This is a genomic window from Sphingobium soli, assembly GCF_020782245.1.
GTDB lineage: Bacteria > Pseudomonadota > Alphaproteobacteria > Sphingomonadales > Sphingomonadaceae > Sphingobium > Sphingobium soli.
The window spans coordinates 12,553-26,276 of the sequence record NZ_JAJGNP010000017.1; the positions used below are offsets into that span (position 1 = coordinate 12,553).

A 13,724-nucleotide genomic window follows, 5' to 3' on the forward strand; every position below is an offset into this window, starting at 1 on the left:
AAGTTAACGAAATATGACGCCCTTCGGTCACTTTACCGCCAGAATGACTCGCAGAACGGGGTGAAGCGTTGGGCGGGTTTACCGACGGTTATCCATTCCCCGCTAGAACAAGCCCATGGACTTGAGTTTCCTCCGGGCAGGCGGGCTGACCCCCGCCAACGCCAGAGTGACCGGCTGGCCGCGCGTGCCGGTCTGGCCGTTCCTGCGCGCCGCCACTGCGGCGGCCCAGGCTGCCAGCCCGACCGCAAAGGCCGTGGCGGGAAGCCTGCGGGGGCAGGATGGAGGCGATGATTGGGTCCAGGAACTGGCGGATGTGTTCGCGCCACGTTCCGGCGGCATGATCGAAGCCGTGCGATTGTCGGGCAGTTTCAACCCGGTGGTCGCAGGTCGACTGAATAGGGGACAGGAGGAATGAAGCCGGTGTTTACCTTCGCGCTTTAGTCCCTGTTCAGGGCTGATGGAGATAACAGGGTTTCACGGCAGAGTTCGGCAAGGCCAGCGCCGCAAATTGAGGTAAGAATGATCGAGAACCAGAAAATCAGGCCAGCCCAGGTCGTCGGTCCGCTCGGAGAGCCCCTGACGCTCGACAGCCTGCCGCCGCGCGATACGACGCGCTGGGTGGTGCGGCGCAAGGCCGAAGTGGTCGCCGCCGTGAATGGCGGATTGCTCAGCGTGGACGAAGCCTGCGCCCGCTATAATCTGACGCTGGAGGAATTTGCCGGCTGGCAGCGGGCCGTCGATCGGTCGGGCATGCACGGACTGCGCGTGACGCGCATCCAATATTATAAGTCGCTCTATGAGCGGCAGCAGAAATATTGACCGTCGGAGCGTCACCGTCTTGGGCGCGGCTATGACAGCCCATCAGGAAGCCGCTGGCGCGATCCGGCGGCTTCTTTGCCTTGGCGCATAAAAAAGCCTGCTCTAACGGGCGGAAAGCCAAGATGGTTTCAATCCCGGAATCATTTCTGCGTGATGGAACGCGATGCCCTTTGCTCCGTTGAATAGGCACCCAACCCGATGGGGGCCTGGTCAAGGAGAGTAACATGGGAATCATCTTGTGGCTGATCGTCGGCGGCATCATCGGCTGGCTTGCCAGCATGGTCATGCGCACGGACGCACAGCAGGGCATTTTGCTCAATATCGTTGTCGGCATCGTCGGCGCCTTCATTGGCGGCCTGATCTTCAGCGGCGGTTCGATCAACGACGGTCTGACCGTCTACAGCTTCCTGGTTTCGCTGGTCGGCGCAATCATCCTGCTGGCGATCGTCAACCTGGTGCGTCGCGGCTCGATGCGCTAAGCGCGAAGACGCTTCAATCCTAAAAGGCCGCGCCCCATGGGCGCGGCCTTTTTTGCATGCGCTCAACGGCGGGCCATGACCAATCGATAGAGCGCCAGTATAGCGGCCGATCCCGCGCAGGCGGCGATAAATCCGGCTTTTTGCCCGGCCCCGTAAAGCCCCATCAGTCGCCCGACGAAACCGGCGAACAATGCCCCCGCGATCCCCAGCAGGATCGTCACCGCACGACCGCCTGGATCGCGCGCCGGCATGAGAGAGCCCGCCAGCGCGCCCACCACCAGGCCGATCAAAATCCACCCCAGCACGTCCATGACGCACCCTCCTTGTCCTTGATGTGCGACCCGCCGGGATAGCGCCACAAAACAGGCTGCGTGGCAAGTTGATGCGCTATCGAAACGGTCCAGCCCGTGCTAAGGCGTCGCCATGGCGAAGCGGCCGGACGCCGGCGGACCATGGTCCTATTATCGCTTTGCGCTCTAGCCCGCCCCCATGATAAATGGGCTTGAGGCAGGTGCTATATTCATATAACACAGTCGCCAACAGGGGCAAAGCGCCGGAGAGATGGAATCGGCATGAACTACGAAACCCAGCTGCTGGGCGACTCGGCAATCATCATGGACGGGGATGATCGGCGCCGCAGCAGGAAGAAGCTCATCATCGGCGCAGGCGTCGTGGTCGCGCTGATCGCGGTGGCGGCGGCCATTTCGATGCGCGGAGGCGATCCTGCCGCGACGCCCGCGCCGGGCGCTGTCGCACCGGTCGTGACCGTAACCAGCCCTGGCCAGTCGACGGTGGCCCGCACCGTGCGCGCGACGGGCTCGCTCGCGGCGCGCGTCGACATGCCGGTCGGCGTCGTCGGCGAAGGCGGCATGGTCAGCCGCGTTCTGGTTCAGCCGGGCGACTGGGTGAAGGCGGGCCAGACGCTCGCGACGATTGAACGTTCGGTGCAAAGCGAGCAGGTGCGCTCGCTCGCCGCGCAAGTCGAGGTCGCCCGCGCCGACGCCAAGCTCGCCCAGGCCCAGCTTGATCGCGCCAAGGCGCTGGTCGGCCGCGGCTTCATCAGCGCCGCCGACATTGACCAGCGCACCGCCACCCGCGATCAGGCGGAAGCGCGCGTGCGCGTAGCTCAGGCGCAGCTGGCCGAACAACGCGCGCGCACGGGCCGACTGGATATCCGCGCGCCGGCCGCCGGACTGGTGCTCACCCGCTCGGTCGAACCGGGCCAGATCGTGCAAGCGGGCAGCGGCGTGCTGTTCCGCATGGCCAAGGGCGGCGAGATGGAAATGCAGGCGCAGGTCGCGGAAGGCGATCTTGCGACGCTGCGCGCCGGCAACAGCGCCGTCATCACGCCGATCGGCACCGACGCGCGGATCGCCGGACGCGTGTGGCAGGTGTCGCCCGTGGTCGATCCCCAGACGCGCCAGGGCATCGCCCGTATCGCCATTCCCTATGACCAGGCGATCCGGCCTGGCGGATTTGCGTCCGCGACCATCACCAGCGGATCGGGGAACGCGCCGCTGCTGCCGGAATCGGCGGTGCAGAGCGATCCTAAGGGCAGTTTCGTCTATATCATCAATGGCAAGGATCAGGTGGAACGGCGCAATGTGACAGTGGGCCAGGTGTCCGATGATGGCGTGGCGATCACCAGCGGCATCACCGGCGCGGAAAAGATCGTGACGTCGGCCGGCGCCTTCCTGACGCCGGGGCAGAAGGTGAAGCCGGAAATGGCGAAGGGCCGCTGAGGCGACAGGGCCGGTCCCGGCCCGGCAAGGACAGACAAAGCGAGCGCCAGGATGGGCGGTCGGTGAAGGAAGCGCGTCATGAATTTTCGCAACATTTCCGCATGGTCGATCCGTAATCCGGTGACACCGCTGGTGCTGTTCGTCGCCCTGGTGCTGGCGGGCGTCGTCAGCTTCATGCGGATGGACGTAAACCAGAATCCCGACGTCAGCTTCCCCATGGTCAGCGTCACCGTGGTTCAGCCGGGCGCCGCTCCGACCGAACTGGAAACCCAGGTCACGCAGCGCGTGGAGGCCGCCGTCCGCGGCATCAGCGGGGTGGAGGACATCACCTCCTTCGCGTCCGAAGGCCAGTCGCTCACCAACGTCCAGTTCCAGATCGGCACGCCGGTCGACCGCGCGGTCAACGACGTCAAGAACGCCGTCGACCAGATTCGCAGCGATCTGCCGCAGGGCATATTGGAACCGCAGGTCCAGCGCATCGACGTGGATGGCGGCCCGATCGCCTATTTCAGCGCCGAAGCGACCGATATGACGCTGGAGGAACTGTCCTGGTATGTGGACAACACCATCGCCAAGCGCCTGCTGAGCATCAGCGGCATGGCGGCGGTCAATCGCGGTGGCGGCGTCAGCCGCGAAATCCGCGTGATCCTCGATCCCGCCAAGCTCCAGGCCTATGGCATCACCGCCGCGCAGGTGAATGCGCAACTGCAACAGGTGAACATCAATTCGGCGGGCGGCCGCACCGAAATCGCGGGCGCGGAGCAATCGATCCGCGTGCTGGGCAATGCCCGCAACGCCACTGCGCTGGGCGACACGCAGATCGCCATTTCCGGCGGCCGCACGGTCAAGCTCGCCGACCTTGCCACCGTGCGCGACATGTATGCCGAACAGCGCAGCCTGTCGCTGATGAATGGCCGTCAGGTGACAAGTTTCAGCATTGCCAAGGCCAAGGGCGCATCGGACGTCACCGTCTATGACGAAGCGATGAAGGTGCTGGACCAGCTTAGGAAGGAAAATCCCAAGGTCCAGTATAAGCAGCTTTACAGCAGCGTCGAATATACGCGGGGCCAATATCACAGCGCCATGTCGGCGATGATCGAGGGCGCGGTGCTGGCGGTCGTCATCGTCTTCCTGTTCCTGCGCGACTGGCGCGCGACGATGATTTCCGCGCTCGCCATTCCCCTGTCGGCGATTCCGTCCTTCTGGTTCATGGACATGATGGGCTTTACGCTCAACGGCATCTCGCTGCTGGCGCTGAGCCTGGTCGCGGGTGTGCTGGTCGATGACGCGATCGTGGAGATCGAGAATATCGTGCGTCACATGCGCATGGGCAAATCCGCCTATCAGGCGTCGATCGACGCAGCGGACGAGATCGGCCTCGCCGTACTCGCCACCACCATGGCGATCGTCGCGGTGTTCCTGCCGGTCGCGCTCATGCCCGGCCTTGCGGGGCAGTTCTTCATCCAGTTCGGCATGACGGTGGTCGTGTCGGTGTTGATGAGCCTTGCCGTGGCGCGCCTTATCACCCCGATGGTCGCGGCCTATTTTCTCAAGGCCCATGGCGAAGCGAGCCATGGCGAAGGCTGGATGATGGATCGCTATATGGGCGTGCTGCGCTGGTCGCTTGAGGACCGCCGGGCGAAGGCGCGCCATGCGCGCGGCGGTGTGCGCAACCATCTGGCCGGCTTCTTCACCGATCACCGCGTCTGGACGCTGGGCGCGGGCATCCTGGCCTTCATCGCCACGATCGCTGCGTTCGCCACGCTGCCCATGACGTTCCAGCCGACGATCAACACCGATTTCAGCCAGGTGAAGATCGAAACCGTGCCGGGCAGCACGCTGGAACAGACCACCGCGATCACCCGCAAGGTGGCCGAGATGCTGGCCGCCGATACGCAAACGGTGGAAGCCGCCTTTGCCGACATCAATCCGACCAGCGCCGACATTTTCCTGACGCTCAAGAAGGACCGGCCGATGACGTCGGTGGAATGGGAACGCAAGGTCGCGCCCAAATTCCAAACGATCGCCGACGCGCGCGTCAATTTTCAGTCGCAATCGGGCGGCGGCTTTGGTCGCGACGTCATCATGATGTTCGGATCGGACGATCCGGCGCTACTGGAACGCACCGCCAACAAGCTGGTCGGGGAAATGAAGGGCCTCAAGGAACTGCGCGACCCGCGCGTCCAGGGCGACATGCAGCGGCCCGAAATCATCATCAAGCCGCGCATGGACCTGGCCGCCAGCATGGGCGTGACGACAGCGGCGCTCAGCCAGTCGATCCGCATCGCCACGATTGGCGATATCGATCAGAATGTCGCCAAATTCTCGCTGTCGGACCGCCAGATCCCAATCCGCGTGTCGCTGTCCGAAGACAGTCGGCGCGACCTGTCGACGATTCAGAACATGCCGGTCCCCACCGTGTCGGGCGGCACCGTGCCGCTGCGGGTGGTGGCCGATATCAGCTTTGGCGCCGGGCCAACCCAGATCCGCCGCTACAACCAGATCCGCCGCATCGTCGTCGGGGCCGATCTCGCCCCCGGCCTCGTCACCAGCCAGGCGATGACGAAGATCAACGCACTGCCCACCATGAAGGCGATCAACGAAGGCCGCATCCAGGGCGTGCAGAAAATCAATGCGGGCGACGCCAAATGGCAGCTGGAAATGCTCCAGAGTTTCGTGATCGCCGTCTTTTCGGGCGTGTTGCTGGTGCTCGCTGTGCTGGTCCTGCTGTACAAGCGGATCATGCCACCTTTCGTCAACCTTGGCTCGCTGTTGCTGGCGCCGCTGGGCGGAGCGCTGGCGCTGCATGTCGCGGGGCAGCCGCTGTCGATGCCCGTCTTCATTGGCCTGCTGATGCTGCTGGGCATCGTTGCAAAGAATTCCATCCTCGTTATCGACTTCGCGCTGGAGGAAATGGAAAAGGGCGTGCCCAAGAAGGAAGCGATCATCGACGCGGGCCACAAGCGCGCCCAGCCGATCGTTATGACCACGGTCGCGATGGTCGCGGGCATGGTGCCCACCGCCCTGTCGCTGTCGGGTGACGCGGCCTGGCGCGCGCCCATGGGCATCACCGTGATCGGCGGCCTCATCCTGTCAACCATCCTGACGCTGGTCATCGTGCCAGCGGTCTTCAGCCTGGCGATCGGTCTGGAAAGCTGGGTCGGACCGCGGCTGGGCCGTGGGCTGCTGACCTACAAGCCCGGTGATGACGGGCGGCCGGTGCCGGGCCATGCGCCCGCCGAATGAGTGCGGCAGGGCGGGCTGGATCGCCCGCCCTGCCAAAGAGAGACTTGCTTGAACGAAACGGCCGCGTAACCGTTTCCCGCCCATGAAGTTGCTCGCCGCGCCCCGATCACCCCTGGCCCCTGCGTCCCATCCCGCGCGGCGCATGCGGATCGTGGCGACGGGCATGCTGGTCGCGATGGCGCTGCTGTTCGTCCTCGCCCGCGCGACCGTGCATCTCCATCCCGCGATCGGCTTTGTCCAGGCCTTTGCCGAAGCCGCGATGGTGGGCGGCCTGGCCGACTGGTTCGCGGTAACGGCGCTCTTTCGTCATCCGCTGGGCCTTCCGATCCCGCACACCGCCATCATCCCGCGCAACAAGGACCGGATCGGCGACACGCTCGCCATTTTCCTGCGCGATAATTTCCTCACCCCCGCCGTCGTCGCGCGGCGGATGCGGCACATGGACGTGGCGGCGGCTGCCGGGCGTTTCCTGGCCAGCCCGTCGGGCGGCGACGGCCGCTTGCGCGAAGGCGCGTCGCGCCTGATCGCGGACATATTGGAAGCGCTCGACCAGGAACGGCTGGGCGGCATGGTCAAGGGCGCGATCGGCCAGAGGCTGCGCGCCATCAACATCGCGCCGCTCGCGGGACAGGCGATCGAGGCGGCGATGCGCGACGGCCGCCATGGCCCGGTCATGGATGGCATCATCCACTGGGCCGACCGCACGCTCGAAGCGAACGAGCATCTCATCCGCCAGATGGTGCATGAGCGCGCGGGCAAGGTGCTGCGCTGGACGGGCCTCGATGAAAATCTGGCCGACGCCATCCTGTCGGGCCTGCGCAAGTTGCTTGCCGAAATGGCGCAGGATGCCGGCCATCCCCTGCGGTTGAAGGCGGAAGAGGGCATGGCGAAACTCGCCTTCGATCTGCAATTCGACCTGGACATGCAGGCGAAGGTCGCGGGCGTCCGCGACGAGATACTCGACAATCCGGCGATGCAGCGCTGGATCGACGGCCTGTGGGAACAGGCGCGGGCCGGACTGCTGCGCGCGGTGCGCGATCCCGGTCGCGCCATGGCCGGACGGCTGGGCGAGGCTCTGCGCGCGCTGGGCGCGACCCTGCAACAGGAGGCGCGGCTGCGCCTCGTCATCAATCGCTTCGCGCGCCGCGCGGCGGTGGGCGCGACCGCAAGCTATGGCGACGCGATCGTGCGGCTGGTCAGCGATACCGTGCGCGGATGGGACGCCGGGACGGTCACGACGCGCCTCGAACATGCGGTCGGGCGCGACCTGCAATATATCCGCATCAACGGCACGCTGGTCGGCGGGCTGGTCGGCCTAGCCATACACGCGATCGACACGCTGCTGTAAGGCACAGGACACAGTGCGCGTCAGCATCAACGCGCAGGGCCGCATGACGGATATCGAGAAGGTCGAGGGCTGGCGACGCAGCGTCACGCAGTGCGGGCATGGCGCTTCCGTCCGGCAACGCGCGATGGCGCGGTCGTGCGGGGTCCGGCTCATCCCCGTCCAGGCGGACAGTTTTTGCATCCGTCCCGCCCTTGGCGTATAGAGACGGCATGGCGATCTTCCCCCGTCCCGTTTCCCCCAAGAACGCGCTTGGCGATTTCTGGAGCTATTTCCGTCAGCAGCGTCAGCATAAATGGCCGCTGCTCGGCCTGTCGGTGGCGATCACCTGGGTCATCATATGGACCTTCGTGATCGATGCGAACACCAACACCATGCCCACGCGCAACAAGATCATCTATGTCGAAAGCTGGGACGCCAACCGCTCCGACGCCGCGATCATCCTTCAGCAGAAGATCGACTTCGCCAAGCGCGAAGCCGCGCTGGTGCGCCAGCAAAAGCGGATGCAGGGCTATGCCGACGCCTTCGGCATCGAATGGCGCGAGGAGGAAAAGCGCAACACCGCCGAACGCAAGCAAGCCGTCAAGGCGATCAACGAACTGCTCGATGACCGGCTGGTAAAGGCCGAATCGAATGAACAGGCCGCGCCGGCAACTCCGGGCGCGGCGGGGATCGGCCGCCCCTGAAACCGCCCGTCCCCGCCGACGACCGGCGCTACATGGCTGCGGCGATCGCGCTGTCGCGGCGCGGACGCGGGCTTTCCACCCCCAATCCCAATGTCGGCTGCCTGATCGTGCGCGACGGTCGCGTGGTCGGGCGGGGCTGGACGCAAAAGGGCGGCCGGCCCCATGCCGAAGCGCAGGCGCTGGACCAGGCGATGGAGCAGGCGCGCGACGCTACCGCCTATGTGACGCTGGAACCTTGTTTCCACCTCAGCCCGCGCGGCCCGCGCTGCGCCGACCTGCTGGCGCGCGCGGGTGTCGCGCGGGTCGTCATCGCCCTGCGCGATCCTGATCCCAGGACGAATGGGCAGGGCGCGGCCTGGCTGCGCGATCGGGGCGTTGCGGTGGAGATGGGGCTGTTGGCCGACGAGGCGGCGGCCGCCATGGCGGGCTTCGTCCTGCGCCAGACGCTCGGCCGGCCGCATCTGACGCTGAAACTCGGCCTGTCGCTCGATGGCCGGATCGCGCTCGCCAATGGGTCGAGCCGCTGGATCACCGGCCCGCACGCGCGCGCCCACGCGCATCTGGAACGCGCGCGCCATGACGCGATCCTGGTCGGCGGCGGGACGCTGCGCGCCGACGCGCCCAGACTTGATGTGCGGCTGCCGGGGCTGGAAGATCGCGCGCCCCGCCGCCTGCTGCTGACGCGCGGGCCAGCTCCTGGCAATTGGGAACGAATCGGCGCACCGGAAGAAATCGCCACGCTTGATCGGGTCGATCATTTGCTGGTCGAAGGCGGCGCTGGCGCCGCGGCAGCTTTTCTGCGCGCCAACCTCATTGATCGGCTGCTGCTCTATCGCGCGCCCATCCTGATCGGCGACGGGCTGGCCGGGATCGGCGACATCGGCCTTGGCGACCTTGCCCAGGCGCATGGCCGCTGGCGGTTGACGGATGGCCGCACGCTGGGCGTCGACAAGCTGGAGGTTTACGAGCGGGTTCGCAACGCTTAAGCGACCTTCCCATTCTGCTTAGCGGGGCAAGGCATATGTTCACCGGCATCATCACCGACATCGGCACCATCCGCAGCCATGAGCAGCGCGGTGATCTGCGGCTCGTCATCGGCTGTGGCTATGCCATGGACAGCGTGGCAATCGGCGCGTCGATCGCCTGTTCGGGCGCGTGCCTGACCGTTGTGGACAAGGGCGACGACTGGTTCGCGGTCGATCTGTCGGCCGAAACCGTTTCGCGCACCGCGCCCGGGCTGTGGCAACAGGGCGGCAGGCTCAACCTGGAACGCGCGCTCAAGGTCGGCGATGAACTGGGCGGCCATATCGTGACCGGCCATGTCGATGCCGTGGGCCATCTTGTCTCCGCCCAATCGGAAGGCGATTCGATCCGCCTCGTCATCCGCGCACCACAGGCGCTGGCCGCCGCGCTGGCCGCCAAAGGGTCGATCACCCTCGATGGCATCTCGCTCACCGTCAACAGCGTCGAGGATCAGCCCGACGGCAGCGTGGATTTCGGGCTGAACATCATTCCCCACACCACCGCCGCCACGACCCTGGATCGGCTGGAGGATGGGCGCGCCTTCAATCTCGAAATCGACGTGCTCGCGCGCTATCTCGATCGAATGCAGGCATTGCGGTCGGGCGTAATGTGATTGCTTCTTGAATTTATCACATTGTAGTGTGATATAGGGGCCATTCCAAAGAGGAATGGAGTCCTGCCATGTCGTCCGCGCTTCTCGATACCGTCCGCAATCTGGTCACCGAAGGCGGCATGTCCCGTTCCGGCCTTGCCCGGGCCGCCGGTCTGCACGCCAATTCCCTGCGAAAGCTGGGCGAAGCCGACTGGAATCCCACGGCCGACACGCTGGGCAAGCTCGAAGCCTATCTGATGAAGCGCGAAGGCGGCACCGCGCTCGCCAGCCCCGAGGAAATCATCAACGAAGCGCGCAACGGCCGCATGTTCATCCTGGTCGATGACGAGGATCGGGAAAATGAAGGCGACCTCGTCATTCCCGCGCAGATGGCGACGCCCGATGCGATCAATTTCATGGCGACTCATGGGCGCGGGCTCATCTGCCTCGCCATGACGCGCGACCGGGTCGAACATCTCGGCCTGGAACTGATGAGCCGCAACAACGGCACCCGGCATGAAACCGCCTTCACCGTATCGATCGAGGCGCGCGAGGGAGTCACCACCGGCATCAGCGCCGCCGACCGTGCCCGCACCATCTCCGTTGCGATCGACGGGTCGAAAGGGCGCACCGACATCGTAACGCCGGGCCACGTCTTCCCGCTGGTCGCCAAGGATGGCGGCGTGCTCGTGCGCACCGGCCATACCGAAGCGGCGGTCGATGTGGCCCGGCTCGCCGGTCTCAACCCGTCCGGCGTCATCTGCGAGGTGATGAAGGATGACGGGACCATGGCGCGGCTGGACGACCTCATCCCCTTCGCGCGCAAGCACAGGATGAAAATCGGCACCATTCGCGATCTCATCGCCTATCGCCGCCGCCACGACCATATGGTCGAACGCCGCGCCGAAACCAGCTTCACCAGCAAATGGGGCGGCGAATGGAAAGCGATCAGCTTCTACAATCGCGCGACCCGCACCGAACAGATGGTGCTGCAAAAGGGCCATGTCCTGCCCGACCAGCCGACCCTGGTGCGCATGCACCAGCTGTCGCTGATGGACGATATCTATGGCGCGCAAGGCAAACGCAACGACCTGCTCGCTCGCTCGATGGAGCTCATCGGTCACGAAGGATCGGGCCTGGTCGTTCTGCTGACCGGTTCGGACGAAGGCGATTTCTTGTCAAAGTCGATCCTGCGCTATGCCGCCAAGGGCGCATTGCCCAGCGACATGGACGAATTGCGCAACTATGGCGTGGGCGCGCAGTTGCTCGCGGAACTGGGCGTGCATGACATGATCCTGCTGACCAACAGCCAGCACAGTCTGGTCGCGCTTGACGGCTATGACCTGGCCGTGGTTGGGCAGCGTTCGATCACAGTGTAAGGATTATCGACATGGCCAAATTCCTGATCGTCGAGGCGCGCTTCTACGACCATCTCAACGACCTGCTGATCGAAGGGGCCAAGGCGGCGCTGGACGAACAGGGGCACCGCTATGAGGTGGTGACGGTGCCCGGCGCGCTTGAGATTCCCGGTGCCGTGGCGATGGCCGCGGAGACCGGCCGCTATGACGGCTTTGTCGCGATCGGCGTCGTGATTCGTGGCGAAACCTATCATTTCGAAGTGGTGTCGAACGAAAGCGCGCGCGGCCTGATGGCGCTCAGCATGGACGGCATCGCCATCGGCAATGGCATTTTGACCGTCGAAAATGAGGAGCAGGCGCTCGTGCGCGCGCGCCCCGATCAGAAGGACAAGGGCGGAGAAGCGGCCAAGGCCGCCATCGCCATGCTGGCCCTGCGCGACCGCTTCGGGGCATAAGCGGGAAAAAAAGGGGCTCCGTCGCAGGAGCCCCTCTTCATTTCACGCCACCTTTTCCAGTGCGGGATAGTCGGTGTAGCCCTCCGCCCCCTGGGTGTAGAAGGTCTTGGGGTTCCACTCGTTGAGCGGCGCGTCGATGCGCAGCCGCTCAACCAGGTCGGGATTGGCGATAAAGGGCCGGCCAAAGGCGATGCCGTCCGCTACCCCGCTGTCGATCGCGGCCTGCGCACTGGCCTTCGTATAATCGCTGTTGAGGATCAGCGGCCCCTTGAAATGCTGGCGGATGAGCGGCGACTGGCGCGGCACCTCGCTGCTGCCATAGGTGCCGGTCGGTGTCAGTTCGCGCAGTTCCAGAAACGCGATGCCCAGCGCATCCAGCGCCTGCGCCGCGACCGGGAACAGGCTTGCCGGGTCGCTGTCGTCCGTGCCCTGCGTCTCGCCATTGGGCGACAGGCGCACCGCAGTCCGGTCCGCGCCGATCGCATCGACGACGGTGCCGGTCACTTCCCGCAGCAACCGCACGCGGTTGTCCGCGCTGCCGCCATAGTCGTCGCTGCGCTGGTTGACGCCGTCACGCAGGAATTCATCGATCAGATAGCCGTTCGCGGCATGGATCTGGACGCCGTCGAACCCGGCCGCGATCGCGTTGCGGGCCGCCTGAGCATAGGTGTCAAGCAAATGCGGGATTTCGGAAACCTCCAGCGCGCGAGGCGTGGGATAATCCTTGTTGCCCTCATAGGTATGCGCATGGCCCGGCGCTGCAATCGGGCTGGACGACACGGCATCTTCGCCCGTCACGGCCGGATGCACCAGCCGGCCCATATGCCACAGCTGCGCGACGATGCGACCGCCGGCCTCATGCACGGCGTCAGTGACCGGCTTCCACCCTTCGACCTGCTCCTGACTCCACAAGCCCGGCGCATAGGGCCAGCCCAGCCCTTGCCGCGAAATGCCCGTCGCTTCGCTGATGATGAGGCCGGCCGAGGCGCGCTGGCGATAATAATCGACCATCAGCGGCGTCGGCACATGATCGCGGGTTGCGCGGGCGCGGGTCAGCGGCGCCATCAAAATGCGGTTGGGCGCGGCAATCGCGCCAAGCTGGATAGGATCGAACAGGCTGGTCACTCAAACAATCTCCTTCGTCACATTGGTTTCATATTGAAACCAAGATGGATGCGTCCCGCCACTTGGGGAAGGGGTTGCCCCGCTTCAACCCTTGGCGCCGTCTTTTCCTCGAACCCTGGCTAACGAACGGCCCGGCAAATGGTTGTGCGCCGTGCGCGCGCGTCCTAGATTGGCGGCATGAGCGAGACCCAGGACCTCACCCTTGACGAAATCCGCGCGCTGCTGGCGCCGGCCCTCCCCCGTCACGCCGCCTTCGATGGCTGGCGGCCACAGGCAGTGGCCATGGCCGCGCAGGAAAAGGGTGTGGACGTCGATATTGCGCAGCTCGCCTTTGCCGATGGCGCGATGGGCATGATCGACGCGTGGTTTGCCAGCATCGACGCGGCCATGCTGGACGCCCTTCCCGCCGAAGGTCTGTCGGCCCTCTCGATCCGCCGCAGGATCATCGCGCTGGTCGAAGCGCGGCTGGCCCTGCTCGCCTCCGACCGGGATGCCTTGCGCCGGGCGCTCGCGATCCTGGCGATGCCGACCCATGTCGTGCAGGCCGGCAAGCTCGGCTGGCGCGCTGCCGACGCGATGTGGCGGGCGGCGGGTGACAGCACCACGGACCTCAACCATTATTCAAAGCGCATGACGCTATCGGCCGTCTACGCCTCTACCCTGCTCGTCTTCGTCAATGACGACAGCGCCGATCATGCCGACAGCCGCGCCTTCCTTGCCCGCCGGGTCGAGGATGTGATGCGCTTTGAAAAGACCAAGGCGAAATTCCGCAACGCGGGTGGTGGCGAGCGGCTCAGCCTCGCCCGCTTCGTGGGTCGCCTGCGTTATCCCGCCATCTGATCGGGTCCCCCAAT

General features: G+C 65.3%; 14 protein-coding genes and 1 pseudogene. 13 read left to right on the top strand and 2 right to left on the bottom strand.

The features are described 5' to 3' along the window. Window positions 1-115: 115 nt before the first annotated feature. The 3 genes from LL253_RS16200 to LL253_RS16210 all read left to right on the top strand — a co-directional run bounded on the left by LL253_RS16200 (window position 116) and on the right by LL253_RS16210 (window position 1,298). Window positions 116-415, top strand: a complete 300-nt coding sequence (locus tag LL253_RS16200; RefSeq protein ID WP_228227841.1) for a hypothetical protein — start codon at window positions 116-118, stop codon at window positions 413-415. Between the two features lie 104 nt (window positions 416-519). Next, the gene (gene sciP / locus LL253_RS16205; protein WP_009820412.1) at window positions 520-819 is read left to right on the top strand and encodes a CtrA inhibitor SciP; all 300 of its coding nucleotides are present in this window, start codon (window positions 520-522) and stop codon (window positions 817-819) included. 224 nt (window positions 820-1,043) lie between these two features. Beyond that, window positions 1,044-1,298: a GlsB/YeaQ/YmgE family stress response membrane protein gene (locus LL253_RS16210; RefSeq protein ID WP_009820411.1), complete on the top strand. Its 255-nt coding sequence runs from the start codon at window positions 1,044-1,046 to the stop codon at window positions 1,296-1,298. A gap of 62 nt (window positions 1,299-1,360) precedes the next feature. Here LL253_RS16210 and LL253_RS16215 read toward each other — a convergent pair whose 3' ends face one another. Continuing rightward, a complete protein-coding gene (locus LL253_RS16215; RefSeq protein ID WP_228227842.1) occupies window positions 1,361-1,609 on the bottom strand; it encodes a GlsB/YeaQ/YmgE family stress response membrane protein in 249 nt (82 codons plus the stop codon). Window positions 1,610-1,870: 261 nt separating this feature from the next. Between LL253_RS16215 and LL253_RS16220 the strand changes: the two genes are divergently transcribed. The 9 genes and pseudogenes from LL253_RS16220 (at window position 1,871) to ribH (ending at window position 11,745) form a co-directional block, all read left to right on the top strand. Continuing rightward, window positions 1,871-3,040 (top strand): efflux RND transporter periplasmic adaptor subunit, encoded by a 1,170-nt coding sequence (locus tag LL253_RS16220; protein ID WP_228227843.1) that lies wholly within the window; start codon window positions 1,871-1,873, stop codon window positions 3,038-3,040. A gap of 78 nt (window positions 3,041-3,118) precedes the next feature. Then, window positions 3,119-6,286, top strand: coding sequence for an efflux RND transporter permease subunit (locus LL253_RS16225; protein ID WP_228227844.1), 3,168 nt, complete (start codon window positions 3,119-3,121; stop codon window positions 6,284-6,286). 82 nt (window positions 6,287-6,368) lie between these two features. Continuing rightward, complete coding sequence (locus tag LL253_RS16230; protein WP_228227845.1) at window positions 6,369-7,634, top strand: DUF445 domain-containing protein; 1,266 nt, start codon at window positions 6,369-6,371, stop codon at window positions 7,632-7,634. Window positions 7,635-7,644: 10 nt separating this feature from the next. Beyond that, a pseudogene (locus LL253_RS19950) lies at window positions 7,645-7,772 on the top strand (energy transducer TonB); the annotation flags it as partial. A gap of 71 nt (window positions 7,773-7,843) precedes the next feature. Beyond that, window positions 7,844-8,317 (top strand): hypothetical protein, encoded by a 474-nt coding sequence (locus LL253_RS16235; protein WP_009820406.1) that lies wholly within the window; start codon window positions 7,844-7,846, stop codon window positions 8,315-8,317. Beyond that, the gene (gene ribD, locus LL253_RS16240; RefSeq protein ID WP_266101047.1) at window positions 8,314-9,303 is read left to right on the top strand and encodes a bifunctional diaminohydroxyphosphoribosylaminopyrimidine deaminase/5-amino-6-(5-phosphoribosylamino)uracil reductase RibD; all 990 of its coding nucleotides are present in this window, start codon (window positions 8,314-8,316) and stop codon (window positions 9,301-9,303) included. The genes LL253_RS16235 and ribD overlap by 4 nt, the downstream gene beginning before the upstream one ends. Before the next feature lie 35 nt (window positions 9,304-9,338). Then, the gene (locus LL253_RS16245; protein ID WP_228222718.1) at window positions 9,339-9,953 is read left to right on the top strand and encodes a riboflavin synthase; all 615 of its coding nucleotides are present in this window, start codon (window positions 9,339-9,341) and stop codon (window positions 9,951-9,953) included. A gap of 68 nt (window positions 9,954-10,021) precedes the next feature. Next, on the top strand, window positions 10,022-11,311 hold the full coding sequence (gene ribB, locus LL253_RS16250; RefSeq protein ID WP_228227847.1) for a 3,4-dihydroxy-2-butanone-4-phosphate synthase: 1,290 nt from the start codon (window positions 10,022-10,024) through the stop codon (window positions 11,309-11,311). 11 nt (window positions 11,312-11,322) lie between these two features. Further along, window positions 11,323-11,745 (top strand): 6,7-dimethyl-8-ribityllumazine synthase, encoded by a 423-nt coding sequence (ribH, locus tag LL253_RS16255; RefSeq protein ID WP_009820402.1) that lies wholly within the window; start codon window positions 11,323-11,325, stop codon window positions 11,743-11,745. Window positions 11,746-11,787: 42 nt separating this feature from the next. Here ribH and LL253_RS16260 read toward each other — a convergent pair whose 3' ends face one another. Beyond that, a complete protein-coding gene (locus tag LL253_RS16260) occupies window positions 11,788-12,870 on the bottom strand; it encodes an alkene reductase (RefSeq protein ID WP_228222715.1) in 1,083 nt (360 codons plus the stop codon). A 177-nt stretch (window positions 12,871-13,047) separates the two neighbouring features. On the opposite strand from LL253_RS16260, the gene LL253_RS16265 reads away from it, so the two are divergent. Continuing rightward, window positions 13,048-13,710: a COQ9 family protein gene (locus tag LL253_RS16265; RefSeq protein WP_228227848.1), complete on the top strand. Its 663-nt coding sequence runs from the start codon at window positions 13,048-13,050 to the stop codon at window positions 13,708-13,710. Window positions 13,711-13,724 lie beyond the last annotated feature (14 nt).